At 42.9% G+C, this 22,600-nt stretch carries 22 protein-coding genes and 2 tRNA genes; 9 read left to right on the top strand and 15 right to left on the bottom strand.

The window, feature by feature from the left end; translation table 11 throughout:
- Positions 1-366: 366 nt before the first annotated feature.
- The 13 genes from rpsO to tpiA all read right to left on the bottom strand — a co-directional run bounded on the left by rpsO (position 367) and on the right by tpiA (position 11,359).
- The gene (gene rpsO / locus ES754_RS07325; protein WP_147223548.1) at positions 367-633 is read right to left on the bottom strand and encodes a 30S ribosomal protein S15; all 267 of its coding nucleotides are present in this window, start codon (positions 631-633) and stop codon (positions 367-369) included.
- 338 nt (positions 634-971) lie between these two features.
- Positions 972-1,151 carry a hypothetical protein gene (locus tag ES754_RS07320; protein ID WP_147223547.1) on the bottom strand — a complete coding sequence of 60 codons (180 nt, stop codon included), beginning with the start codon at positions 1,149-1,151 and terminating at the stop codon, positions 972-974.
- Positions 1,152-1,290: 139 nt separating this feature from the next.
- A complete protein-coding gene (locus ES754_RS12090; protein WP_170231092.1) occupies positions 1,291-1,458 on the bottom strand; it encodes a hypothetical protein in 168 nt (55 codons plus the stop codon).
- A gap of 91 nt (positions 1,459-1,549) precedes the next feature.
- Positions 1,550-2,077: a type 1 glutamine amidotransferase domain-containing protein gene (locus ES754_RS07315; RefSeq protein ID WP_147223546.1), complete on the bottom strand. Its 528-nt coding sequence runs from the start codon at positions 2,075-2,077 to the stop codon at positions 1,550-1,552.
- A gap of 224 nt (positions 2,078-2,301) precedes the next feature.
- Positions 2,302-3,408 carry a tRNA pseudouridine(55) synthase TruB gene (gene truB, locus ES754_RS07310; protein ID WP_147223545.1) on the bottom strand — a complete coding sequence of 369 codons (1,107 nt, stop codon included), beginning with the start codon at positions 3,406-3,408 and terminating at the stop codon, positions 2,302-2,304.
- 23 nt (positions 3,409-3,431) lie between these two features.
- Positions 3,432-3,866 (bottom strand): ribosome-binding factor A, encoded by a 435-nt coding sequence (locus ES754_RS07305; protein ID WP_147223544.1) that lies wholly within the window; start codon positions 3,864-3,866, stop codon positions 3,432-3,434.
- 216 nt (positions 3,867-4,082) lie between these two features.
- Positions 4,083-6,809 (bottom strand): translation initiation factor IF-2, encoded by a 2,727-nt coding sequence (infB, locus tag ES754_RS07300; RefSeq protein WP_147223543.1) that lies wholly within the window; start codon positions 6,807-6,809, stop codon positions 4,083-4,085.
- Positions 6,810-6,973: 164 nt separating this feature from the next.
- Positions 6,974-8,458: a transcription termination factor NusA gene (gene nusA / locus ES754_RS07295; RefSeq protein WP_147223542.1), complete on the bottom strand. Its 1,485-nt coding sequence runs from the start codon at positions 8,456-8,458 to the stop codon at positions 6,974-6,976.
- Positions 8,459-8,587: 129 nt separating this feature from the next.
- The gene (rimP, locus tag ES754_RS07290; protein WP_147223541.1) at positions 8,588-9,088 is read right to left on the bottom strand and encodes a ribosome maturation factor RimP; all 501 of its coding nucleotides are present in this window, start codon (positions 9,086-9,088) and stop codon (positions 8,588-8,590) included.
- 406 nt (positions 9,089-9,494) lie between these two features.
- Positions 9,495-9,571: transfer RNA gene (locus ES754_RS07285), tRNA-Met, on the bottom strand.
- A gap of 123 nt (positions 9,572-9,694) precedes the next feature.
- Positions 9,695-9,779, bottom strand: a tRNA-Leu gene (locus ES754_RS07280).
- Between the two features lie 231 nt (positions 9,780-10,010).
- Entirely contained in the window at positions 10,011-10,319 is a 309-nt protein-coding gene (gene secG / locus ES754_RS07275) for a preprotein translocase subunit SecG (RefSeq protein WP_147223540.1), read from the bottom strand.
- A 212-nt stretch (positions 10,320-10,531) separates the two neighbouring features.
- Positions 10,532-11,359, bottom strand: a complete 828-nt coding sequence (gene tpiA / locus ES754_RS07270; protein WP_147223539.1) for a triose-phosphate isomerase — start codon at positions 11,357-11,359, stop codon at positions 10,532-10,534.
- Between the two features lie 330 nt (positions 11,360-11,689).
- Here tpiA and pilB point away from each other — a divergent pair, with 330 nt between their 5' ends.
- The 4 genes from pilB (at position 11,690) to coaE (ending at position 16,676) form a co-directional block, all read left to right on the top strand.
- Positions 11,690-13,399 carry a type IV-A pilus assembly ATPase PilB gene (gene pilB, locus ES754_RS07265; protein ID WP_147223538.1) on the top strand — a complete coding sequence of 570 codons (1,710 nt, stop codon included), beginning with the start codon at positions 11,690-11,692 and terminating at the stop codon, positions 13,397-13,399.
- Between the two features lie 333 nt (positions 13,400-13,732).
- On the top strand, positions 13,733-14,956 hold the full coding sequence (locus ES754_RS07260) for a type II secretion system F family protein (RefSeq protein ID WP_147223537.1): 1,224 nt from the start codon (positions 13,733-13,735) through the stop codon (positions 14,954-14,956).
- Between the two features lie 22 nt (positions 14,957-14,978).
- The gene (locus ES754_RS07255; RefSeq protein ID WP_147223874.1) at positions 14,979-15,878 is read left to right on the top strand and encodes a prepilin peptidase; all 900 of its coding nucleotides are present in this window, start codon (positions 14,979-14,981) and stop codon (positions 15,876-15,878) included.
- A gap of 99 nt (positions 15,879-15,977) precedes the next feature.
- Positions 15,978-16,676 (top strand): dephospho-CoA kinase, encoded by a 699-nt coding sequence (gene coaE / locus ES754_RS07250; protein ID WP_147223536.1) that lies wholly within the window; start codon positions 15,978-15,980, stop codon positions 16,674-16,676.
- Here coaE and rlmB read toward each other — a convergent pair.
- The gene (gene rlmB, locus ES754_RS07245) at positions 16,639-17,409 is read right to left on the bottom strand and encodes a 23S rRNA (guanosine(2251)-2'-O)-methyltransferase RlmB (RefSeq protein WP_147223535.1); all 771 of its coding nucleotides are present in this window, start codon (positions 17,407-17,409) and stop codon (positions 16,639-16,641) included. The genes coaE and rlmB overlap by 38 nt on opposite strands.
- Positions 17,410-17,622: 213 nt before the next feature.
- The gene (gene ppnP, locus ES754_RS07240) at positions 17,623-17,958 is read right to left on the bottom strand and encodes a pyrimidine/purine nucleoside phosphorylase (protein ID WP_147223534.1); all 336 of its coding nucleotides are present in this window, start codon (positions 17,956-17,958) and stop codon (positions 17,623-17,625) included.
- Positions 17,959-18,587: 629 nt separating this feature from the next.
- Here ppnP and recN point away from each other — a divergent pair.
- The 5 genes from recN (at position 18,588) to tusA (ending at position 22,595) form a co-directional block, all read left to right on the top strand.
- Positions 18,588-20,270 carry a DNA repair protein RecN gene (gene recN / locus ES754_RS07235; protein ID WP_147223533.1) on the top strand — a complete coding sequence of 561 codons (1,683 nt, stop codon included), beginning with the start codon at positions 18,588-18,590 and terminating at the stop codon, positions 20,268-20,270.
- Positions 20,271-20,367: 97 nt separating this feature from the next.
- Complete coding sequence (locus ES754_RS07230; protein WP_147223532.1) at positions 20,368-20,931, top strand: YqgE/AlgH family protein; 564 nt, start codon at positions 20,368-20,370, stop codon at positions 20,929-20,931.
- Between the two features lie 115 nt (positions 20,932-21,046).
- Positions 21,047-21,628, top strand: a complete 582-nt coding sequence (gene ruvX / locus ES754_RS07225; RefSeq protein WP_147223873.1) for a Holliday junction resolvase RuvX — start codon at positions 21,047-21,049, stop codon at positions 21,626-21,628.
- Between the two features lie 129 nt (positions 21,629-21,757).
- On the top strand, positions 21,758-22,258 hold the full coding sequence (locus ES754_RS07220) for a hypothetical protein (protein ID WP_147223531.1): 501 nt from the start codon (positions 21,758-21,760) through the stop codon (positions 22,256-22,258).
- Positions 22,259-22,334: 76 nt separating this feature from the next.
- Positions 22,335-22,595 (top strand): sulfurtransferase TusA, encoded by a 261-nt coding sequence (tusA, locus tag ES754_RS07215; protein WP_147223530.1) that lies wholly within the window; start codon positions 22,335-22,337, stop codon positions 22,593-22,595.
- Positions 22,596-22,600: the final 5 nt, after the last annotated feature.

The raw sequence follows: 22,600 nt of genomic DNA, 5'->3' as shown, positions 1-22,600 counted from the left end.
TAGTTGCCTGTTAGCATAGTAATAGGTATTTGACGATCGTCTATGTTTAAAGACATAGTCACCATACTGTAGAAATTCACAGTGCACTATTTTACAGGGAATTGCAGACATTGACCAATTAATTGCAAAATTGTAGGAACGGCTCACTTTCTTATCTTACAGTTTCTAAGATTGAGACTTTCCCACATCAATCTTACAACCACAAAAAAAACGGTGTGAATCTATTCCACACCGTTTTTGTACTGCTCAACATTCATATCGATAATAACCTTTGTCTTACTTCAGCTTTGTGATGCAAATGTGTAGCATACCTGATCTTATTTAATAGCCGATAGCTTGAACAACGTTATCATCAATGTCGATAAATTAACGACGTAGACCCAATTGGCTGATCAAAGTCGTATAACGACCCAAATCTTTACCTTTTAGGTAATCAAGCAATTTACGACGGGTATTAACCATACGGATAAGACCACGGCGGCTATGGTGATCTGCTTTATGTGCTTTAAAATGGCTTTGTAAATCATTGATACGCGCGCTTAATAAAGCCACTTGTACTTCAGGTGACCCTGTATCGTTTTCGCCGCGTTGGTATTGAGCAATGATTTGTTCGCGGTCAGTGTTAGTTAGCATAAGTTTCTCCGGCAATGCTATAAGCTCCAAAGGTACTCAGTGAGTTTGAGCCGTTATGGAACAGTAGAATAGTATAAATAAAATAGTCCGCTTGCCATTCAGGACAACCCTGCATTACTAGAGTTGACCTAGTGGCCAGCAAACACATATATTGGCGTGGCGCAATTATAACAAAAAACCGCTGAACTAACAGCAAATTTCCATGTTAGTTTTCAGTAGTTTTTTTGACAGAAATATCGATAATATTGTCGTACTTGAACAACTTGCATAAAAGCTTTTCTACATGAAAGTATTTCATAGTAAAGCTTTAAGATGTTAGCCTAAAAGGCCTTACAAACTTATTTATCTTTTTTAATGTCGTCTTGCGTAGCATTGCCGCCAAGCGCCTCATCAGCTAAGGGCGCAGTTGTTGCTTCAGCTAGGCTATCAGGAATGATATCTTCACTAGGGTCAATATCATCAGCTAGCTTTTGTATTTTCTTTTCTTGCGCATCCATGTCTTTCTCAGGCTTATCCATGATATATCTCCTAGTCTATTTTATTAATGACGTTCATTTTTTGAAGAGCTCAACACCAAAAATGCCAACCAAATAAATAGTCAGCATCTTTGGTTAAGAATCTATGTGAACAATACATGCTGCTAAAACGAACTAAAACTTACTTTTCTTTCTTGTTCTTAGCTTCTTCTGCATTGTCAGCGATACGATCTGCGGCAGCTTCTGTATCTTTAGTGTAGTTACTTTCAGTTTGATTTTTCAATGAGGCTTCAGCTGCGTCAGAACGTTGTTGCTCAAAGTTTGTGTCATTTGGATTAGGGTTAGCCATGGTAATTTCCTTTTTCGTTATAGTTAAGTGGTTTAAAATTTAATTTCTTAAGGATTGATAGAAAAATATTATTGGGTACAGTCAATATTATTTATGCAGATAGCGCTTTATCAATGGCGTCAACAAAGTTCTTAATATCATCTGGATTACGTGATGTAATCAAATTCCCATCTACCTGTACAGTTTTATCTACGAAAGTTGCACCAGCGTTTTCAAGATCAGTTTGCAAAGTACTATAAGCAGTCAAAGTTTTGCCTTTAGCAATGCCAGTATTAATGAGAGTCCAAGGAGCATGACAAATAACAGCTAGTGGTTTACCTGCATCATTGATAGCATTAATTATATTATGGGCTTCTTTATTACCACGTATGGTATCAGCATTTACAGTACCACCTGGAACTACTAGCGCATCGTAATTAGCGACCTGGGCATCTTTTGAAAAGATATCGGCAGTAAAAGTATCACCTTTATTGACATCTTGATTCATGGCTTGGACTTCTTTATCCTTATTAGTAGTAATAAGAATAGTTTTATAACCTTTCTCTTTAAGTTGGTTATTAACGTCTTCGTATTCTGCTTGTTCAAAGTTATTGTGTAATAGGAAAGCTATCGTCTTCATATAACTCCTTATATAATTATACGTATGTATTTATAAATTGACTTATTTTTATTATTTTCTAGAATTCGCTGTTGTTGATTTGATTATCATATAAAAAAAGCAGGTTTCACGATAGGTGAAACCTGCAATTAAATGTGACAGTATGTGATTAATGTAAGACGCTAGTAAGTTATGAGGTGGTTAAGTTAGTGAATTAAAACAATGGTTCTATGAAATAGCTGGCACTATATTTGGATAAGCTTCTTAGGTTGCAGCCTTCCGTTAAGACTGACCGCGCCTAAGCCGATAAACTGACCTTGGTCATTAAGTAGGCGAATATCTACTGGTTGTTCATGTTGTAGCAGTGGTGCAAGGCTACCCTGAGCATCTTCTCTATCGTTACTATCAAGAATATCCATATTTTGGACAACGCTTTCGACGCTTGTCTCTAACTGCGTGGTTTGCAAAGTATTCAAAATATAGTCTTGCAACTCAGCTGTAAGCTGGTCAAATACATTCAGACGCTGGCCTTGGCGTACGCGCTCAACCTGTAGAGCCGTTAGCATCAATTCAGCCTTAATGTTTACGCAAGCATCTACCGGTAGCAATTGCGCCCTCCGACTGTCTGGCGTTTGCTCTTCTAATTGCGCCACAGTGATTGCCTCTTCGAGCCGAAACTCGCCGACTTGGAGACGACGTAATGCGGTTAGATGTCCTAAGGTTCCTAATGCTTTGGCAATATCCTCTGCTAGCACGCGCACGTAGGTGCCTTTAGTGCAAGTGACCGTCAGCTGAATCTGGCGCTCATCAATCACTGTTAGAGTAACCGCCTTAAGCACTATGTCTCGAGGCGCACGCTCAACCTCTATGCCAGCACGTGCATATTCATAAAGCTTTTTGCCGTCTTTTTTGAGCGCAGAGTACATCGGTGGAATCTGCTGCTGAGCACCCAAGAATTGCTGAGAAAGACTTTCTAGTAAGTCCTGATCAAAGATTGGAATAGCCATTTCAGCTGTAATCTTGCCATCAGCATCGCCCGTGTCAGTCTGAGCCCCAAGCAATATCGTCGCTTGATAGGATTTATCAGCGTCAAGCTGATAGTGACTGAATTTGGTCGCCTCCCCTAAGCAAATTGGCAGTAGTCCAGTTGCCATGGGATCAAGCGTTCCGGTATGCCCTGCTTTCTTACTGTCATACACAGGTGATTTAAATAAATATTTCACCTTGGATACTACTTGCTGCGAGGTCATTCCCATAGGCTTATCAATTAAAATAACGCCAGAAATTTTTTGTTTAGAGGCAGGCTTTGTCTTAATTTGCTTTGTACTTGCTTGGTTCGGCGATATGGACATGATGGTCACTACTCTTTTATTTCTTACTGGTCTGTTTGTTGCTGTTCTGTTTGTTGCTGTTCTGTTTCTTGCTCTTCAGCTTCGTTTTTCTCAGTTTTAGTAACCGCTTGGCTAATCAAATCCATCATATAGTTACCACGGGCGGTGACTTCGTCATAATGAAAACGCAGTCGCGGGGTGGTGCGGGTTTTTAGGCTATGGCTTAGCTCTGTACGCAAAAATCCAGCTGCTTTGTTTAAAACTTGCACACTCTGCTCATGATCAGTCATATTCATAGCATCGTTGAGCTCAGGTTCCATGATGGTGACATAAACATCTGCATAGCCCAAGTCAGGACTGACTTTAACACTAGAGATGGTCACAAAACCGGTCAGGCGCGGATCGTTCACTGCATCACGAATAAGAACAGCAAGCTCGCGCTGAATTTGGTCCGCTAAACGTTGTAAGCGTTGGTTCATATTATTATCCTATTTCTTAGTCATAATTTGGTAGAGGTTTACTATCGAATCGATAATAAATAATAGTTGCTAGTAAATATATTTTTTAATATAAGCATTACAGGCTTGTTATATATAATAAAAAAGGCCTAGCAGGATGAACCTGTTAGGCCTAAATACAGCGTGATATCCGTCAGCAAGGCTAAAGATGCTCAGCTGATTAGGCTTGTTGCGTGCTTAGATAGTGCGCTCAAACTGCTGGATTTCAAAGACTTCGATTTTATCGCCATCTTCAACATCGTAGCCTCGAACGGCAAGACCACATTCCATACCAGTGCGCACCTCGTTAACATCTTCTTTATAACGACGTAATGACTGTAACTGACCAGTAAAGATAACTTGGTCATCACGCAAGACGCGGATTGGCTTGTTACGATAAATCGTCCCTTCAACCACCATACAACCAGCAGCTGCACCGAACTTACTAGAGCGGAACACTTCGCGAACGTCAGCAATACCCAAGATTTTCTCGCGATGTTCAGGCGCAAGTAAACCACTCATTGCTGCTTTTACATCATCGATTAAGCCATAGATTACACTGTAATAACGTATATCCATGTCAGCAGCGTCTGCTTTACGGCGCGCAGTCGCATCGGCACGGACGTTAAAGCCTAACAAGACCGCTTCACTAGACTCTGCAAGGGTCACATCAGATTCAGATATCGGACCTACGCCTGAGCTGATGACTCGAACCTTCACTTCATCTGTGGATAGCTCGTTTAATGCAGAGAGTAAGGCTTCAAGCGAACCGCGAACATCAGTTTTTAGCACAATATTCAAGAACGACACATCACCTTGTTCCATTTGCTCAAATAGGCTCTCTAAGCGCATGGTATTTTGACGATCAAGTTGCTGCTCACGCTCACGGTTGGCTCTAAAGTCTGCCACTTCACGCGCTTTTTTCTCATCAGTAACGACCAAGAACTCACTACCAGCCGCTGGTGTTTCGGGCAAGCCTAAAATCTCAACGGGAATAGAGGGGCCTGCTGATTGAATGCGTTTACCATGTTCATCAGTCATTGCCCGAACTTTACCATAATATTCACCCGCTAATACTAAATCGCCTTGTTTCAAGGTACCTTTTTTAACCAGTACGCTGACCACAGGGCCACGGCCTTTCTCAAGTCTTGATTCGATGACCACACCTTGAGCAGCACCGTCTAGCGGCGCTTCTAATTCCATTAGCTCCGCTGTTAAGCTAATATATTCTAAAAGCTCATCAATACCTTCGCCAGTTTTGGCTGAGATACGCGCCATGGGGGTATCACCGCCCCATTCTTCTGAAATGACTTGTTTGGCAGTTAATTCATTCAATACACGATCTGGATCTGCACTTGGCTTATCCATCTTGTTAATCGCAACAATAATCGGCGTACCAGCCGCGCGAGCATGGTCAATTGCTTCTTCCGTTTGCGGCATCATGCCATCATCAGCAGCGACCACTAATACCACAATATCCGTCGCTTGAGCACCGCGTGAACGCATCGCACTAAAGGCAGCATGGCCTGGGGTATCAAGGAAAGTAATAACACCGCGAGCAGTTTTGACGTGATAGGCACCGATATGCTGCGTGATACCACCAGCTTCGCCAGTTGCAACTTTAGTTTCACGAATCTTATCAAGTAACGAAGTCTTACCATGGTCGACATGACCCATGATGGTAACCACTGGTGGACGCGCTTGAACGTTACTACTACGCTCATCAACCGCATCATGAAGATCGTCTTCAACCTTAGTATCACTAACAGGTACTGGGTTGTGACCCATCTCTTCTACGATCAGACTTGCTGTCGCTTGGTCGATGGTATCTGACTCAGTCGCCATTTCACCCATCTTCATTAATAGCTTAGTGACTTCACGAGCTTTAACGGCCATACGCTGAGCAAGATCTGCTACAGCAATTTGCTCGCTAATCTCAACATCATAAACGATTTTTTCAACCGGTTTTTCAAACTTATGCTGTGATGATTGCGCTGAGCGTAAACCGCTGTTACGGTTTTTCATCTCGCGCTCATCTTGATTCTTACGGCGACGACCACGGGCACCAGTACTGCTAGCACCGCGCTTAATTTCGCGACGTTCTTTCTCAAATGATTCTTCTAATGCATCACCGACCAGACCTTCAGCCAGTGGTTCATCTTTACGTACTTCAGCAGCAGGCTGATCCGTATATTTACCCGCCATTTTACGCATCTGCTCAAGGGTACGCTTTTGCGCCTCTTTAGCTTGTGCTTGGCGCGTTTCTGTTTCGATTTGACGTAAACGATTTTCTTCTTTTTCACGCACTTCACGTGCTTTACGCTCAACTGCGGTTTCAACTTTTGGCTTAGTAGCAGCGACTTTCTTCTTCACTTGTTCTTTAGGCTTGATCTCAACGGTAGCTTTACCACCTTTTTTGACCACTACTGAAGACGTAGAAACTTTAGCGCTTTTACCGCCTGAGGTTTTACTTGAACCTAAGCTGGTACGCATTGCGGCTAACGTTGCCGCTTGGCGTTCTTCCGCTTTTTGCTTAGTAACCGCACGTTCTTCAGCATCTTTAGCGGTACGTGCTTGCGATTCAATCAGTGCTTGTTCGCGTGCTGCCAGCTCTTCAGCCATCTTTTCTGGATCAGGCTTCTCAAAAACTTTCTTTTTACGTACTTCAACATTAACGCTTTTCGATTTACCTGAAGAGCCAGTCACTCGCGCAGTACTGGTCGTCTTAGATTTTAGACTAATACGGCGCTTATCTTGCTGGCCGTGGCTTTGTTTTAAATACGTCACCAACTTCTCTTGCTCAAGTTCGGTGACTAAGTCATCCTCCCCACGAGCAGGCAGCCCAGCATCCACTAATTGCTGCTTTACAGCGCTTGCGGCTTTGCCTACCATATCTGCCAGTTCTTTGACGGTCTTATCTGCCATTGATTATCACCTACTGTCTATTGTTTGCTATATGTTCAATTCAATTTTTGGCTACAAATGATTGCGTTAAGACTGATATTTACGTTGTTTATTAACATGAAAACGATACCAGCCCTATATTGTCGCTAGCATATCACCAAAAGACAGCGATATGCAGTTAACGCCTATTCATTGAACCAAGATTCCCGAGCTTTCATAATGAGCTGTCCTGCTGTTTCAGCATCTAAGCCTTCAATATCTTCTAAATCAAATACTGCTTGTTCAGCCAAATCATCAACGGTAATAATGTCTTTTTGTGCCATTTTATAAGCCCAGCTGACCGTCATACCTTCAAGATCTTGCAGCTCTTGACTTGGCTCTTTCATATTTTGTTGTTTGACTAGCTCATCTGCAATAACGACTTCTTTAGCACGCTCTTGAATCATATCAATCGCTTCGTCATCTAAACCTTCGATATCATAAAAGGTCTCAACAGGTACATACGCCACTTCTTCAATACTGGTAAAACCAATATCTACTAGCGCTTGAGCTAAATCTTTATCTACTTCTAAACGCTCATAGAATAGATCAATGAAGGCTTTTGATTCATTTTCTTGACGCTGCTGATATTCTTCTTCTAGCATCATATTGAGTTTATAACCGGTCAACTCAGAAGCTAGACGCACATTTTGACCTTGAGAGCCGATCGCACGTGCCAACTGATCATTGGTTGCAAAAACAATATCAGCCGTTTTGGTGTCTTCATCGAGAATAATACTACTCACGTCAGCCGGCTCAAGCGAGCTTATAATGTACTGGGCTGGATCGTCTGACCAGACCACCACATCAATACGTTCGCCATCAAGCTCTTGCTGAACGGCTTGGATACGCGTACCACGCATGCCGATACAAGCACCTACGGGATCGATACGATGATCATTGGTTTTAACGGCTATTTTAGCACGGGTACCCGGCAGACGAGCGACGTTACGAATTTCAATAATCTCTTCAGCAATCTCAGGCACTTCTTTTTGCATGAGGGCTGAGAGCATCTCAGAATGGGTGCGAGATAGTAATAACTGTGCACCGCGGTTTTCGCGATTAACATGGTATAAAATGGCATTAATACGTGACTTTACACGCAGTTGCTCACGTGGAAGTATCTGATCTCGTGACAGATAACCTTCAGCATTGTCACCTAAATCGATAATATAACCATCGCGCGTCTGTTTTTTGACCTCACCATACATCATCTCGCCAACACGGGGCTCAAAAGCATCCGCTACTAAAGCACGTTCAGCTTCGCGAATCTTTTGAATGATAACTTGCTTGGCTTGAGTCGCTGCAATACGCCCAAATTCAATAGAATCAATCTGCTCTTCTTTGATATCACCAATTGACCACTCTTCTTGATCAAGATCTGTAATAGCAAGCTGACAAGCTGGCATCTCGTGGTCTTCATCAGCCACAACTGTCCAATAACGATAAGTATCATAATCACCAGTTTCACGATTAATCGCGACCCTCACCTCAACTTCTGGCTGTTCGGTATATACTTTTTTCTTGGTCGAGACTACCAGAGCATCTTCTATGGCTTCAAAGATGTCTTCAGGATTTAAGCCTTTCTCATTACTGACGGTTTCAACAACCGTTAAAATTTCACGACTCATGCTATACCTGTCCTATCATTTTATAATTGGCTTAAATTTTATAATTTATGTATTAATCTTATGTTGCAACCGTAAGCCATACGCAATTTAAAGATTGAGTAATTTATCTATAGTGCTCAGCCTATAATGCTAAGCGTCTTCATAAATTAAATTGGCTTTATCAATATTACTCAAATCAATCTCAAACTGCTCATTATCAGTAGTCGTCATCTTTAAGCTCGTAGTATCTATACTATCTAGTATACCCGTGACTTTTCGGCGTTTTTGATCGCCTTGTCCTATTGCTTGTATTAAGCGTAAGCTGACTGTCTGTCCGATATAATGATGCATCTGCTCATCAGAAAAAAACGCTCGATCAAACCCAGGTGACGATACCTCTAAGATATATTCTCCTGCAATAGGATCATGTACTTCAAGAATACCACTGACTTGGTGGTTCACCGCTGCGCAGTTTTCAATTGTCACATGCTTGTCTTGCGCTTGCTCTTCAGGCAACGATTCAATATAAATACGCAGCAGAGAACGCTGGCCTTGTGGTGCAAACTCTACACCCCATAATGCAACGTCACATGCCGCAACGGCGGGGGCAATAATGGCTGTCAATTCTGCAACTTTGGTTGAAAGTTTCATAATCTATTTATATCTTCCTATTCACTTATCAGTCGTGCCAAGTGACTTATATAATGGGTTGATAACTATTTTTAAAGGGTTATACATCGTTACTTTTAATATTTGCCAATAATGTATTTGTTATTTAAAGACTTCTTAAAAGTTACAGGGAAATTTTATTATAATATAAACATCAGCAATGTTATTTTAAAAGAAAGCAGCTGCAAATATAACAAAGTAAAGGGAATTGGCTCTGACGAACAATGAAATAACTAACGGAGATTATCGCACTCTATAGCTATAGAGCTTAACATAAGTAGGATAGATACCGCATTAACACTAACTTTCAGATACAAAAAAACCCACAAACGTAATGGTGGGCTTATCAGCACTGAGAAATTTAGGTTACAAAATATCAGTATAAAAGTGGTAGCGGGGGCTGGATTTGAACCAACGACCTTCGGGTTATGAGCCCGACGAGCTACCAGACTGCTCCACCCCGCATCAATCTAGAACGCACATTATAGGTAAGTTTTATACAACTGTCAATCTTTATTTTAAATAAACTTAAATTAAAAATCTTGTTGTTATAACATCTGACCCAACGCTGTGTAGCGTATAAAAACTTGGTGCGATTGGGGGGACTTGAACCCCCACAGCTTGCGCCACCACCCCCTCAAGATGGCGTGTCTACCAATTCCACCACAATCGCTTATTACTACTGTGTGCTTTACTTTGGTCTGCTGTATTTTCTTTTGTGACACTGCTTTTATGCTTATCTGCTGAACCATGAGGATGGCAACGGGTAAGTAAGGTGCTCTAAAAGTAGGCAAGCATTGTAAAACTAACGGATTGAAATAGCAAGTACGACTATCAAAAACACTAACATCAATACGAATATAGAAGATTTATGACTTTAGAGCCCTAACATAAACATATTTTGTTATTGAGAATTTTTATTCAACGGACGTGGCGTTTGCGGCGCTGAAACTGGCGCGTCTAGACGAAATTGGTCTTCTGCCTGCTTACGAGCCTGTACTGCTAAAGTCATACTAGTCACAAAAAATATGGCAGTCAATACAGCCGTAGCACGAGTCAAAAAGTTGGCAGTGCCGGCAGCGCCGAATACAGTTCCTGAAGAACCTGCACCAAAAGAAGCCCCAGCGTCTGCCCCTTTACCATGCTGTATCAAAATCAAGCCGGTCATGGCAATCGCCACAATAATATGCAGGGCTAATATAAACGTATACATGGTGTCCTCTTTTGCCGTGTAATGACGACTGATAACGGTTATTAAATCTTTGGGTCAATACATTGACATTAAAGTATGAAACGATTAAATAAGGCGCATTGTACACGATTGCAAGGCCACTGTTAAACACACTTATCACAATTTATTAGGACGTTTTTAGATGCCGTAAGTAACGCGTATAAGATTATATGAGCTGAACTTTAGCAAGTAGGCTAAGCTTTAGCTCGTGTGAAGGCAGCTGCGATTGCCAAAAAGCTGTCAGCCTTTAGCGCAGCACCACCGACTAATGCCCCATCTATCATAGGGCTTGCAGCAAAATCATCTGCGTTATCGGCATTGACACTACCGCCATATAATACACTAACGTTTGTAAGCGGCGCTGCGAAACTGGCAACGGTTTGCTTAATATAGTCGTGCGTGGCACTGACTTCCGCCACGGTAGGTACTTTGCCAGTACCAATAGCCCACACAGGCTCATAAGCAACAATCAAATGTGGCGCTAGCATTTGCGCAAATTCAGGTTCTTGGTTTGATGATTGAGCCAGCAACGCTTTAATGACTGACAGTTGCTCGCCTAATACCTCGAGGGTTTGCTTATCATCATATTGCACTTGGGTTTCACCCACACAAAGTACAACGCCTAAACCTTGGGCCAACGCATTATCGAGTTTTTGTACGAGGGTATCATTGGATTCTTGATGGTATTGCCTGCGCTCAGAGTGTCCTAATAGCGTCCACGACGCACCAGCATCGACCACTTGTTGGGCGGAACAGTCTCCGGTATATGCTCCGGTACTATGACTATGGGCGCTGATATCTTGCGCGGCACACAATAGTGACGAGCCTTGCAGGCGGTCGCTAACATTTGCCAAATGGATACAACTGGGCGCAACCATTAATTGGCAGGCAGGGGTTATCGCTGCTTCGCTAGCAGCAGCATTATTCTTGCTAGTCGCCTTTAATAAGGCATCTACTAGTGTATTAACATCGTGGTTTGTTGCTGGATTTTGCTTCCAATTACCAATTACCCAAGCTTGCATCACTCATCTCTCTTGTGTGGATTGTCATTGCCGATACGGCTGATATGCGCGCAAGTATAACAAATATTTGCCAAGTGCTATAGTATAGGCACTATTCAATCATGGCTTTAATCAATCACCACTGTGCTGACATGCCGTTTCGCTGTTTCTAAACTTATAAATATGCTGGTGTGATGACGATTTTCCTTGTTTAAGCTGTCTTTAGCTCTTTTATTTAAAGGTTACTAAGAATAAGTTACTGACTTAATTGTCATGTTTCTTGCATATAACTTTATTACTTTTAATATATTTATCGTGTTGTCGCATACCCAGTATTAGGAAGAGAGATTTATGTCTACTACAAACAGTAAGTTTGGTGGTCTGCCGCAGCAGTTAATCAGTCAAGGTATCGTCAGTGAAGCGCTAATGAAAACGGCCCAAGCGGAATCCCAGCAGCAGCAAATCGGGCTGGTGACGTATCTGGTCAACAATAAAATGGCCAATGCTTATGCTTTGGCGCAGCTACTATCACAATCGTTCGATGATCCGTTCTTTGATCTGAACACGCTGAGTAGCGATAGCATACCCAAGGACTTAGTTGATGAAAAAATCGTCCGTAAGTTTAATGCTCTGCCTATTTTTAAGCGCGGTCAGCGCCTGTTTGTGGCGCTTAGTGACCCCACACGTATTGATGCGATCGATGCCATAGCTTTTAACTCACGACTGTCTGTTGAAACGGTGGTGGTTGAAGAAGATAAGCTTAAAAAGCGTATCGACAGTGTCTTTGCTGATACTATGCAAAGTTTCGGTAGTTTTGCCGATAGTGACTTAGGGGTCGACTTTGAAGATAGTGAAGACGATGAGGGTGAAACCAAACTTAGTGATAGTGTCGATGAAGCACCAGTCGTAAAATTTGTCAATAAAATGCTGGTTGAGGCTATTCGCATGGGAGCGTCCGACTTGCATTTTGAACCTTATGAAAAGTCCTATCGAGTACGCTTTCGGGTCGATGGGGTGATGCAAAAAATGTCCAATCCACCCGTACAACTTGCTGGCAAAATTGCAGCGCGTCTCAAAGTTATGTCACAAATGGACATCTCCGAGCGCCGTGTACCGCAAGATGGGCGTATTAAGCTTAAAATCTCCAAAAATAAAGCCATCGACTTTCGGGTAAACTCCTTACCCACGCTATTCGGTGAAAAAATCGTTCTGCGTATTTTAGATCCCTCTTCAGCGATGCTTGGTATTGAAGCGTTAGGCTACGAGCCGGATCAAAAAGAGATGTTTCTAGAAGCGTTGCACAAGCCGCAAGGTATGCTTCTTATAACGGGTCCTACCGGTTCGGGTAAAACGGTCTCCCTTTATACCGGTATTAATATCCTCAATACCGGTGAGACTAATATCTCAACCGCCGAAGATCCAGTCGAGATTAACCTTGAAGGTATTAATCAAGTCAACGTTAATCCTAAAGTAGGCCTTACCTTCTCAAACGCTCTCAAATCTTTCTTACGTCAAGATCCAGATATTGTGATGGTAGGTGAGATTCGCGACCTTGAAACCGCAGAAATTGCTATTAAAGCGGCACAAACGGGACACATGGTACTATCAACCCTGCATACCAACTCTGCGCCTGAAACCTTAACGCGTCTACGTAATATGGGCGTGGCATCATTTAACATTGCTACTTCTGTAAACTTAGTTATCGCTCAACGGCTAGCACGACGCTTATGTAAAAACTGTAAAAAACCTATCACCATTCCGCAAAAAAGCTTGCTGGAGCTTGGCTTTAGTGAGGTCGACTTGGACAATCCAGACAACGTTATTTATGAACCGATCGGTTGTGGTGAGTGCCGCGATGGTTATAAAGGCCGAGTCGGTATTTATGAGGTAATGAAAATTAGTCCTGACATCTCTCGTATTATTATGGAAGATGGTAATGCAATTGATATTAAAGATGCGGCGCTCAAAAACGGCTTTCGTGATTTGCGTCGCTCCGGTATTTTAAAAGTGTTGCAAGGGGTCACTAGTATTCAAGAGCTGATGCGCGTTACTTCTGAGTAGCAATCAGCGCTTAAAATAAAGCGCGATAGTTATAGTTAATGCTACATTAGACTAGAATAGTGTTCATAATAGCTTAGCTTAAAATAGAGTTAACTCACAACAGCCTTTCATAATTAGCTTTGTACAAATAAGACTGTATAAGTAGCAGTCAGATAAACAGCAATCAGATAAATAATTGTCAGATAATACATAGCGGTCGGTTCATCACTTTGGCTTGAGTAAGGGTCTTCAAACGTTAGTTTTTAACGGTTACTAATAGCGGTTATTAGTAATAGTAAGCAGACTTCTTAAGCAAAAATACCGAGCAAAATAAGTAACCTTTGAGGTAGGGATATGGCAAAAGTGAAGACCGACATGCTATTAGACTTTGTTTATGACGGGGTCAATCGCCGTGGGCAAAAAGTAAAAGGCGAGACTACCAGTCGAAATTTGGAGCTGGCAAAGGCAACATTGCGCAAACAAGGCATCACGGTTAAATCTATTAAGAAAAAACCTAAGCCATTATATACCTTTAAGAAATCCATTAAGCCCATTGATATTGCTATCTTTTCGCGGCAACTAGCGACTATGATGAAAGCTGGCGTACCTTTGACCCAATCGTTTGAGATTGTCGCGGATTCACTAGATAACCCCAGTATGAAAGAGCTGGTATTACAAATTAAAGGCGATATCGAAGCAGGCGGCACTTTTGCCTCAGCACTACGTCGACATCCACGCTATTTTGATGATCTATTTTGCTCACTGGTCGATTCTGGTGAGCAGTCAGGGGCGCTTGAGACCATGTTGGAGCGGGTTGCCACTTATAAAGAAAAAAGTGAGCTACTTAAAGCTAAAATTAAAAAAGCTTTAAAATATCCAATGGCAGTCATTATCGTGGCGGTCATTGTTACCATGATTCTGCTGATTAAAGTCGTCCCTGTATTCTCTGGTCTGTTCGAATCTTTTGGTGCTGAATTGCCCGCCTTTACCCAGATGGTGGTGCACATGTCTGAATGGATGCAGTCATGGTGGTTTATTTTAATTATTCTTATCGGGGGAGCCATTGTTGGCTTTTCTGAAGGTAAAAAGCGTTCAAAGAAGTTCCGCGACTTTTTAGATCGGGCAACGTTAAAAGCGCCTATATTTGGCAACATTGCTTATCAAGCGGTTATCGCGCGTTTTGCTCGTACTTTAGCCACCACCTTTGCCGCTGGGGTACCGCTTATTGATGCGCTAGAGTCGACCGCTGGTGCAACCAACAACGTCGTGTTTTATAATGCCACCCAGCAAATCAAAAATGATGTGTCTACGGGTCAGCAGCTACAGTTCTCAATGCGATCTACTAACTTATTTCCCAGCTTAGCGATTCAAATGGTAGGTATCGGTGAGGAGTCTGGTAGCTTAGAGGAGATGCTCGATAAAGTAGCGGTCTATTACGAAAACGAAGTCGATAATGCGGTTGATGGTTTGACCAGTTTAATGGAGCCCATGATTATGGCCGTGCTCGGGGTCTTGGTTGGTGGCTTAGTCATCGCTATGTATTTGCCTATCTTCCAGATGGGCTCAGTAGTAGGATAGTAAAACAAAGGACAGTCACTTGATGCAATTGATCCAATTATTACAAAACAATATGAGCGTGGCGCTCGTCGTATTTACCCTTTTAGGGCTTTGTGTGGGCAGCTTTTTAAATGTGGTTATTCACCGCATACCACTGATGATGCACTATGCATGGCGGCAAGAATGCAGCCAGTTTTTAGCGCATGAATCTGACATGCCAGCTGAGCATACAACGGCATTGACCAACGTCGTTGCTAGTGACATTCCTATTAGTTTGAGTCTACCCGCCTCACGCTGTCCACACTGCGCACATAAAATTAAGTGGGTTGAAAACATCCCCTTAGTAAGCTGGTTAGTTTTGCGCGGGCGCTGCTCAGACTGCAAGGCGCCTATTGGGATACGATACCCTGTTGTAGAGCTGGTCACTGCGCTGCTCTCAGGTCTGGTTATTTATCATTTTGGGGTCACGGCTACTGGGCTGTCTGCCTTGGTACTGGTTTGGACACTGATTGCCCTAACTGGCATTGATTTTGATACTCAGCTGTTACCTGACCGCCTGACTTTTCCTTTGGCAGGATTGGGCTTAGCCGTTAACTCACAAGGCTGGTTTGTAACGCCAACCCAATCTATTTGGGGCTTATTACTTGGGTTTTTATCGCTGTGGATAGTGGTCAAAATATTTTATCTGATTACTAAAAAACATGGCATGGGGCAAGGAGACTTTAAGTTATTAGCCGTATTAGGGGCATGGCTTGGCCCTATGATGTTACCCTTAATTATTTTACTCTCCTCCCTACTCGGCTCGATAGTTGGTATTATCTTGATGAGAAAACAAGGTGAAAGTAAGCCCTTTGCGTTTGGTCCATATATTGCTATTGCGGGTATTATTGCCTTATTATATGGCTCAGATATTGTCAGCTGGTATATGGGAATGTACGTTTAAAGGCGATGTTTGTTATTGATTTATCACCTATCCATACCAATCTATTCTGTTTATTAGTTGTCTTTGTTATTTATTCTATCCGCCAAATAAGCCACTCTTATGTCAATAAACTTTGATTCATCGTCTCATCAATCAGTCGCTAACAACTTAATACGTCAGCAAACTAAAAGTAAAACTTTAGTTGTGGGTCTGACTGGGGGCATCGGTAGCGGCAAGTCCTCAGCTAGTGACTGGTTTGCACTGCAAGGCATTGACATTATCGATGCTGATGTGATTGCTCATGAGGTCGTTGCAAAGGGCAGTGCCACTCTGCATAAAATACAGAAAAAATTTGGGGATTGGGTGCTTAATCCTGCAGGAGAGATGGATCGCGCGGCTGTACGCAATTATGTGTTTGCGCATCCTGATGCCCTCATGGAACTTGAATCTATCACCCATCCGGCGATACGTGAGGCGGCAAAAGAGCAGTTGCTTACGTGTACTTCAGCGTATGTCGTGCTGTCAGCGCCGCTACTGATTGAGGGTGCAGAAGCAGGATTGGCCAATTTATGCCAGCGCATTTTAGTCATTGATGTCGCCGAGGACACACAGCTGGCACGCGCCAGTTTACGCGATGAGCAAAGCGCGACAAAAATTAGAGCTATTATGGCCAATCAGCTAGACCGCGAGGCACGCAATCATCATGCTGATGATGTGATTGTCAATGAAAGCGATGTGGCTACCCTACATTTGCAGTTGCAGCCCCTCCATCAAACTTATCTTAACCTTGCGCAGCAGCTAAAGTACGCTGTCGATTAACTTCGTACAGCGCCATACCGGTTGCAACACTGACATTAAGGCTCTGCAAATTACCATGCTCATTGCCAGACATTGGAATATATACCAGCTCATCACAGCTCTCAGTCGTTAGACGGCGCATGCCCTCTCCTTCTGAGCCCATGATTAGAGCTGTTTTGCCCGTCAAGTCGGCTGCATGTATTGGCTTGGCATCAGCATTTAGTGCCGTCCCAAAGACGAATACACCCGCATTTTTGATATGCGATAATGCGCGCGCCAAATTGGTCACACTAATAGTGGGCATCATCTCAGCAGCCCCTACTGACACCTTGGCGACTGTCGGAGTTAAACTGGCGGCATGATGTTTGGGACAAATAACAGCGTCAACACCCATAGCGACAGCGGTTCGCAGACAGGCACCAAAATTATGGGCATCGGTAATTTGATCTAACACCAGCAATAAGCACTGATCGCGAGTGATAATCTTATCTAAAATGGCCTCATCAGCAAAGGCTAACGGACGTGCGTGCAGGACCACACCTTGATGCTGCGGACTGCCACATAACTGAGTCAGCTTGTCTTTTTGGGTCGGCTGAAGACTGACGCCATTTGCTTGTGCTTGCGCCATAATTGCTTGTACATGACTGTCACTTTCGCGGCCTTGCTGCACAAATAGGCTGAGCGCATCCGTAGGACGATATTCAAGTAACGCCTCAATCGCATGAATACCATAAAAATAGCTGGGTTTTGCCATAACGTGCCTGCTGATTAAAAAAAGATATCGCTGAATGCGATAGAAGGTAAACGACTGCTATAAGTACTCTGATTAAAGAGATATAAGCAAAATCTTCATAATTTTATTTATCGTTTTATAACTTATAATATTCTAATAATTAAGAGAACACTCTGTAGCTTCAAAGGTATTAATTATCTAACACTACTCTCATGATGACTGTTTTTCTATACTTTAGCCTTCTAAATGGCAAACATACTGGATAATCTCTTCAGTACGCAAATTAAAGCTACTATTGCCTTCGACGACAAAGGATTGGCCGGCGCGGTAATAGCTGAAATCCTCATCGCCGTTGATTTTGACTTCACATTCACCGCTAATAATCTCAATGCGCTCGGAGGTATTGGTGCTGAAGTGATAGTACTCAACACTATTGTCACACGGTAAAATAACGCCTAAAGTTTTATGCCGACCATCCTCGAACATAATAGTATGACTGGAACAGCGCCCATCATACGATATAGTGGCATGGGCATTGACTGTCACGTTGGTAAATTGTGCGGCTGTCATAGTGACTTCCTTATCAAATAATTATTGCTAAACTAAAAAATAAGTGATTGATTGGTTGTGTGGCTCTGAACTTTTACCTAATTATTACTTAACATCCCTACTATCAAGCCTATTACGATAAGGCTCTGAGAGCTGATTAAATAATGTCATATGGCTGGTTGCTGTGTCACAAGTTATCATTAGGTGAGATTATGCTACCACATTATATCTGTAAAGTTTGTTACAGCACATCTGAAAATAGCTATTAGAGCTTAAAACGTGTGACCTATAATCCTATTAATCAGCTGCAATAATAAGGAGTTATCTACTTCATTTATCAAAAGTAAATACTCTAAAATAAGAAGGTGAAATAGCTTAGAATGAAAGACTAAGTACCGTTATATTTTATATTTTATAATGCTTATAGTGTTCAGTACTGCTTATCGACTATGGCAACCGTTATGCTGATAATTGATAATTTATTTATTCATTGTTTATTAACGTTTAAATAGTTATTTAATTTGTATTTAACCTCACTTAACCTTATATACTGACCAGTAATTCCCACTTAACTGACCTGTTTTTGAATCTATTTTCATAGCTATTTATAAGATTTTATTGCGGTTAATTGTCTGCCATGAGAGGCTTTAATGCTGTTATCGTTAACCTTATCCCAGTTTGCGCTGATCGCTGAACACGAGCTCAATGTCGCTGATGGCTTTAATGTGATCACCGGTGAAACGGGCGCAGGCAAGTCTTTACTGTTAGATGCATTGTCTTTATGTGCGGGCGAGCGCGCAGACAGTGCCATGGTCAGACATGGCGCAGCACATGCGGATATCTATGCCCAATTCGATATCAAAGACAATGCAGTAGTCAATAACTGGTTCATGGCGCATGAGCGCATTTTAGAAGAACCGGAAGTGCTCATTCGGCGGCAGCTGAGTAGTAGTGGACGCTCAAAAGCGTGGCTTAACGGACTACCCGTTAGCCTAGCGGAGCTCAAAAGCTTAGGAGCGTTGCTGGTAAATATTCATAGCCAACATGCGCAGCAAGCGTTGCTGAAACCGCAATTCGTAGTGCAATGGTTGGATGCCATGGCACAGATAACCCCCTTAGCGCAACAGACAGCCACGAGTTATCAGCAGTATCAACAGCTCAAACGCCAAGCAGATGACTTGGCCAATCGCGAAGCGCAACGCCAAGATAGAATGCAGCTACTACAAAGTCAGTTGGCTGATATTACCCCGCTACTCGCCGTTGACTATCACGAAATTGAGGCAGAGCATGAAGAGCTGTCTAATATTGAAGCGTTAATGACAGAGGCCAGTCAAGGTTTGCATCTACTCGATAATGATACTGATGAGCCGGACGTGATGACTTTGCTTGGTCAGGCTATTAAGCTCTGCGACCAGCAAATGGAGATGAGCCAAACCTTTGGACAAGCGTCAGAGCAACTGCATTTAGCCCAACAACAAATTACTGAAGTAACTGCCCAACTGGCAGACTATGCGGAACAGCAATTGCCTGATCCTGAGCGTCTGCAAGAACTGGATAGCTTAATAAGTCTCGGCCACCGCTTATCACGCAAGCACAGCTTGCCAGCAGGGGATTTAATAAATGAGGCAAAGGACTGGCAGCAACAGTTAGAGCAGCTAGAGAATGAACCAAGCAGTGATGCGCTGGCTGCACAAATTGATGAGGCATGGCAGAATTATCTAACCCTAGCCACTCAGTTGCATGAAGCACGCGCGCAAGCAGCGCCTGCAATATGTAAGCAGCTTATAGTACAATTACAACCGCTTGCACTGCCAAATGCCCGCTGCGAATTTGTGTTTAGCAAAAAAGCGGATTCAGCGCATTATAATGCGCAAGGGTGTTACGATATTGATCTCTTATATAGTGCCAACGTTGGCATGCCAATGCAGCCACTATATAAAATTGCCTCAGGAGGTGAGTTATCGCGCATGGCCTTAGTAATGCAAGTGCTACAAGCGACCAGTAGCGATAATAATGCAGCAAAACCTATGCTAGTATTTGATGAAGTCGATGTCGGTATCAGTGGCGGCACCGCGCAAGTGGTTGGCGAGCTATTACGTGCCCTTGGGCAAACCCAGCAATTATTAGCGATTACCCACCAAGCGCAAGTCGCTGCTCAAGCGCATCAGCATATTTTAGTGCAAAAACATCATCATGAACAAACCCAAAGCGAGTTGCTTATTCTGACTGATAGCGCGCAAGTCGATGAGCTGGCGCGGATGTCAGGTGGCGTTACCATTACTGAAGTCACGCGTGAACATGCCCGCAGCCTACTGACGGCTGTAAAAATTTAAATGGTTAGTAATCCGTAACTGTAACAGACGTCTGTTGCTTTCCTAGCCAGTATCGCCATATAGTAATGTCCCCCTCTTTTATGTAGTGCCAGCCTCTATGCCTAAAGCTAATTTGACCCATCACTTTTTAATTGCAGCGCCTGAGCTATCAGACCCACGGTTTGAGCAGGCGCTCATATACATCTGTCGCCATGATAAGCAGGGCGCTTTAGGCTTGATGGTCAATCGCCCCCTTGGGCAGGCACGTGTGGGTAAGCTGCTAGAGGATTTGGACATTGAAGTTACTGATGCACAAGTGATGGAAGATTTGGCATTAGACGGCGGGCCTATGTACCCTGAAGTAGGCTTTGTACTACATACCGGTCAGCCGACATGGGCGTCTTCTTTTGCTATCTCAGAAAACGTCTGCATTACGACCAGCCAAGATATTCTTAAGCGTATTGCAGCAGGTCAAGGAATCGGTCATTATCAGCTGTGCTTGGGTCATGCCAGCTGGGGCAGAAAGCAGCTTAATCATGAAATTAATAATGGCGATTGGTTGATTTGCCCTGCTGATTTAACCTTATTATTTGACACCCCTTTTGAAGAACGCTGGCAAGTTGCCGCTGATAAAATTGGGGTGAATTTCGATTATTTAAGCAGCGATATTGGTCATGCCTAATGGTTAACTTCAATAAATAGTGTCGATAAATAACTGTTGGCATAGTTAACAAGCTAAAACTATAAGTTAAAGCTCCTCAGTTTAATAAACATAGGATAAAGCCACTACTATGACTATGGCAGATAATAACTTCTCAGATAGTAACTTTGTAGATAGCAACTTTGCAAGTAGTAGCGCAACGAAAATTATAGCAGAAAGTGATAAGCTGCTCGTTGATAGCGCTGAGCCAGTGCCAAAAGCGCATCTTATCTTAGGTCTAGATTATGGCGTCAAAAAAATGGGCATGGCGCTCGGCAATACCATCACCGAAACCGCGCGCGCGTTTGACATCTTAGCCATGAATAACGGTCAACCGGATTGGGATAATTTGCTTGGTATTATTAAAACCTGGGGCGTGACGACTGTAGTGGTTGGATTGCCACTGAATATGGATGGCAGCAGCTCCATGTTGTCCAAACGCGCCCATAAATTTGCGCGGCGTTTGGCACATCGACTGATGGAGCAGCATATTCCGGCAACAGTGATGCATTGCGATGAGCGCCTAAGCTCAGTGGGCGCACGTGAGATTGCGTGGGAGCAAGGCTGGATTAAAAATGAGCGTGACCCGATTGATGATATCTCCGCCTGTATTTTACTATCGACTTATTTTGCTGACCCTAATAGTGCACTGGCGATTGATGCTATAAAACCAGATTGAATAAAAATAGTGATAGCTATTATTTAACAAGTTACTTAATAAATACTAGCTATCACTTATAACTACCGATAACTATAAGCACCTTTATAACTCTCTTAATAATATCTACCCAAAAGATGGCTGCTTGTTATGACCACTGCCCCAGACCAATCTTCGCAACCTGCCTCACAACATGGTTTCGCCCCACTTGCTATTGCCCGCATTAAAGGCGCACAGCGCGCGAACCAAATTGCGGTGTACCTAATTTATGCCGCCATCTTTGCCTTTGTGGTCTTTGGAACGATTGCCAGCATCAAGATGTTCCATGACAACCAGCTGCTATATCGACTATTTTTTAATCTGCCATACGTACTGATTGCCCTGACCATTCCCATTACTCTTTATGATGCGTTTATTATTTATCGCTATCGTCTCAATCAAGCGTCGATGGTGAGAATGACGATTGGGGTTTCCGCCATCGTATTGATTGGCGGTTTGTTATTTGCCGATACCGCTTGGCTTGGGCTGTCCTGTTGGCTGGGCGTGGCATTCTTATTTAAAGTGAGTTTTAAGCGCTTTTTTGACTTTTTAGCAGTGGATGACCATGAAATCATCGAAACAGCTGATGATTTAGAGAGTCCGTCGCTATAAATAAAACCCATGCTTGAGATCGATCGCACGCTCAACCCTATTTACATTTATTCATTTACTTTTTAAAGCCACGACTATGACAACTTCTATATTAGACATCTCTATCAATCATCATTTGGACACCCAAGGACTGATTTGTCCTGAGCCAGTGATGATGTTACATAGAACCGTCCGTAAAGCTGATGGCGGTGATATTATTGAAATATTGGCCACTGACCCCGCTACTACTCGCGATATTCCTAATTTCTGTCGGCATTTAGGACACACCCTCGTCCATCAAGAAACGTTAAATGACGCGCCAACCTATCGTTATTTGGTCAAGAAAAAGAGCGCTTAATCTAA

Origin of the sequence: Psychrobacter frigidicola, from assembly GCF_007997305.1 — a bacterium.
Lineage (GTDB): Bacteria > Pseudomonadota > Gammaproteobacteria > Pseudomonadales > Moraxellaceae > Psychrobacter > Psychrobacter frigidicola.
This window is presented reverse-complemented; position numbering and strand designations above follow the sequence as displayed.

Coding starts and splice junctions, on each gene's coding strand:
- rpsO (WP_147223548.1), bottom strand. CDS start 633: ATGCTAACTAACACTGACCGCGAACAAATCATTGCTCAATACCAACGC.
- ES754_RS07320 (WP_147223547.1), bottom strand. CDS start 1,151: ATGGATAAGCCTGAGAAAGACATGGATGCGCAAGAAAAGAAAATACAA.
- ES754_RS12090 (WP_170231092.1), bottom strand. CDS start 1,458: ATGGCTAACCCTAATCCAAATGACACAAACTTTGAGCAACAACGTTCT.
- ES754_RS07315 (WP_147223546.1), bottom strand. CDS start 2,077: ATGAAGACGATAGCTTTCCTATTACACAATAACTTTGAACAAGCAGAA.
- truB (WP_147223545.1), bottom strand. CDS start 3,408: ATGTCCATATCGCCGAACCAAGCAAGTACAAAGCAAATTAAGACAAAG.
- ES754_RS07305 (WP_147223544.1), bottom strand. CDS start 3,866: ATGAACCAACGCTTACAACGTTTAGCGGACCAAATTCAGCGCGAGCTT.
- infB (WP_147223543.1), bottom strand. CDS start 6,809: ATGGCAGATAAGACCGTCAAAGAACTGGCAGATATGGTAGGCAAAGCC.
- nusA (WP_147223542.1), bottom strand. CDS start 8,458: ATGAGTCGTGAAATTTTAACGGTTGTTGAAACCGTCAGTAATGAGAAA.
- rimP (WP_147223541.1), bottom strand. CDS start 9,088: ATGAAACTTTCAACCAAAGTTGCAGAATTGACAGCCATTATTGCCCCC.
- secG (WP_147223540.1), bottom strand. CDS start 10,319: ATGTATACGTTTATATTAGCCCTGCATATTATTGTGGCGATTGCCATG.
- tpiA (WP_147223539.1), bottom strand. CDS start 11,359: ATGCAAGCTTGGGTAATTGGTAATTGGAAGCAAAATCCAGCAACAAAC.
- pilB (WP_147223538.1), top strand. CDS start 11,690: ATGTCTACTACAAACAGTAAGTTTGGTGGTCTGCCGCAGCAGTTAATC.
- ES754_RS07260 (WP_147223537.1), top strand. CDS start 13,733: ATGGCAAAAGTGAAGACCGACATGCTATTAGACTTTGTTTATGACGGG.
- ES754_RS07255 (WP_147223874.1), top strand. CDS start 14,979: ATGCAATTGATCCAATTATTACAAAACAATATGAGCGTGGCGCTCGTC.
- coaE (WP_147223536.1), top strand. CDS start 15,978: ATGTCAATAAACTTTGATTCATCGTCTCATCAATCAGTCGCTAACAAC.
- rlmB (WP_147223535.1), bottom strand. CDS start 17,409: ATGGCAAAACCCAGCTATTTTTATGGTATTCATGCGATTGAGGCGTTA.
- ppnP (WP_147223534.1), bottom strand. CDS start 17,958: ATGACAGCCGCACAATTTACCAACGTGACAGTCAATGCCCATGCCACT.
- recN (WP_147223533.1), top strand. CDS start 18,588: ATGCTGTTATCGTTAACCTTATCCCAGTTTGCGCTGATCGCTGAACAC.
- ES754_RS07230 (WP_147223532.1), top strand. CDS start 20,368: ATGCCTAAAGCTAATTTGACCCATCACTTTTTAATTGCAGCGCCTGAG.
- ruvX (WP_147223873.1), top strand. CDS start 21,047: ATGGCAGATAATAACTTCTCAGATAGTAACTTTGTAGATAGCAACTTT.
- ES754_RS07220 (WP_147223531.1), top strand. CDS start 21,758: ATGACCACTGCCCCAGACCAATCTTCGCAACCTGCCTCACAACATGGT.
- tusA (WP_147223530.1), top strand. CDS start 22,335: ATGACAACTTCTATATTAGACATCTCTATCAATCATCATTTGGACACC.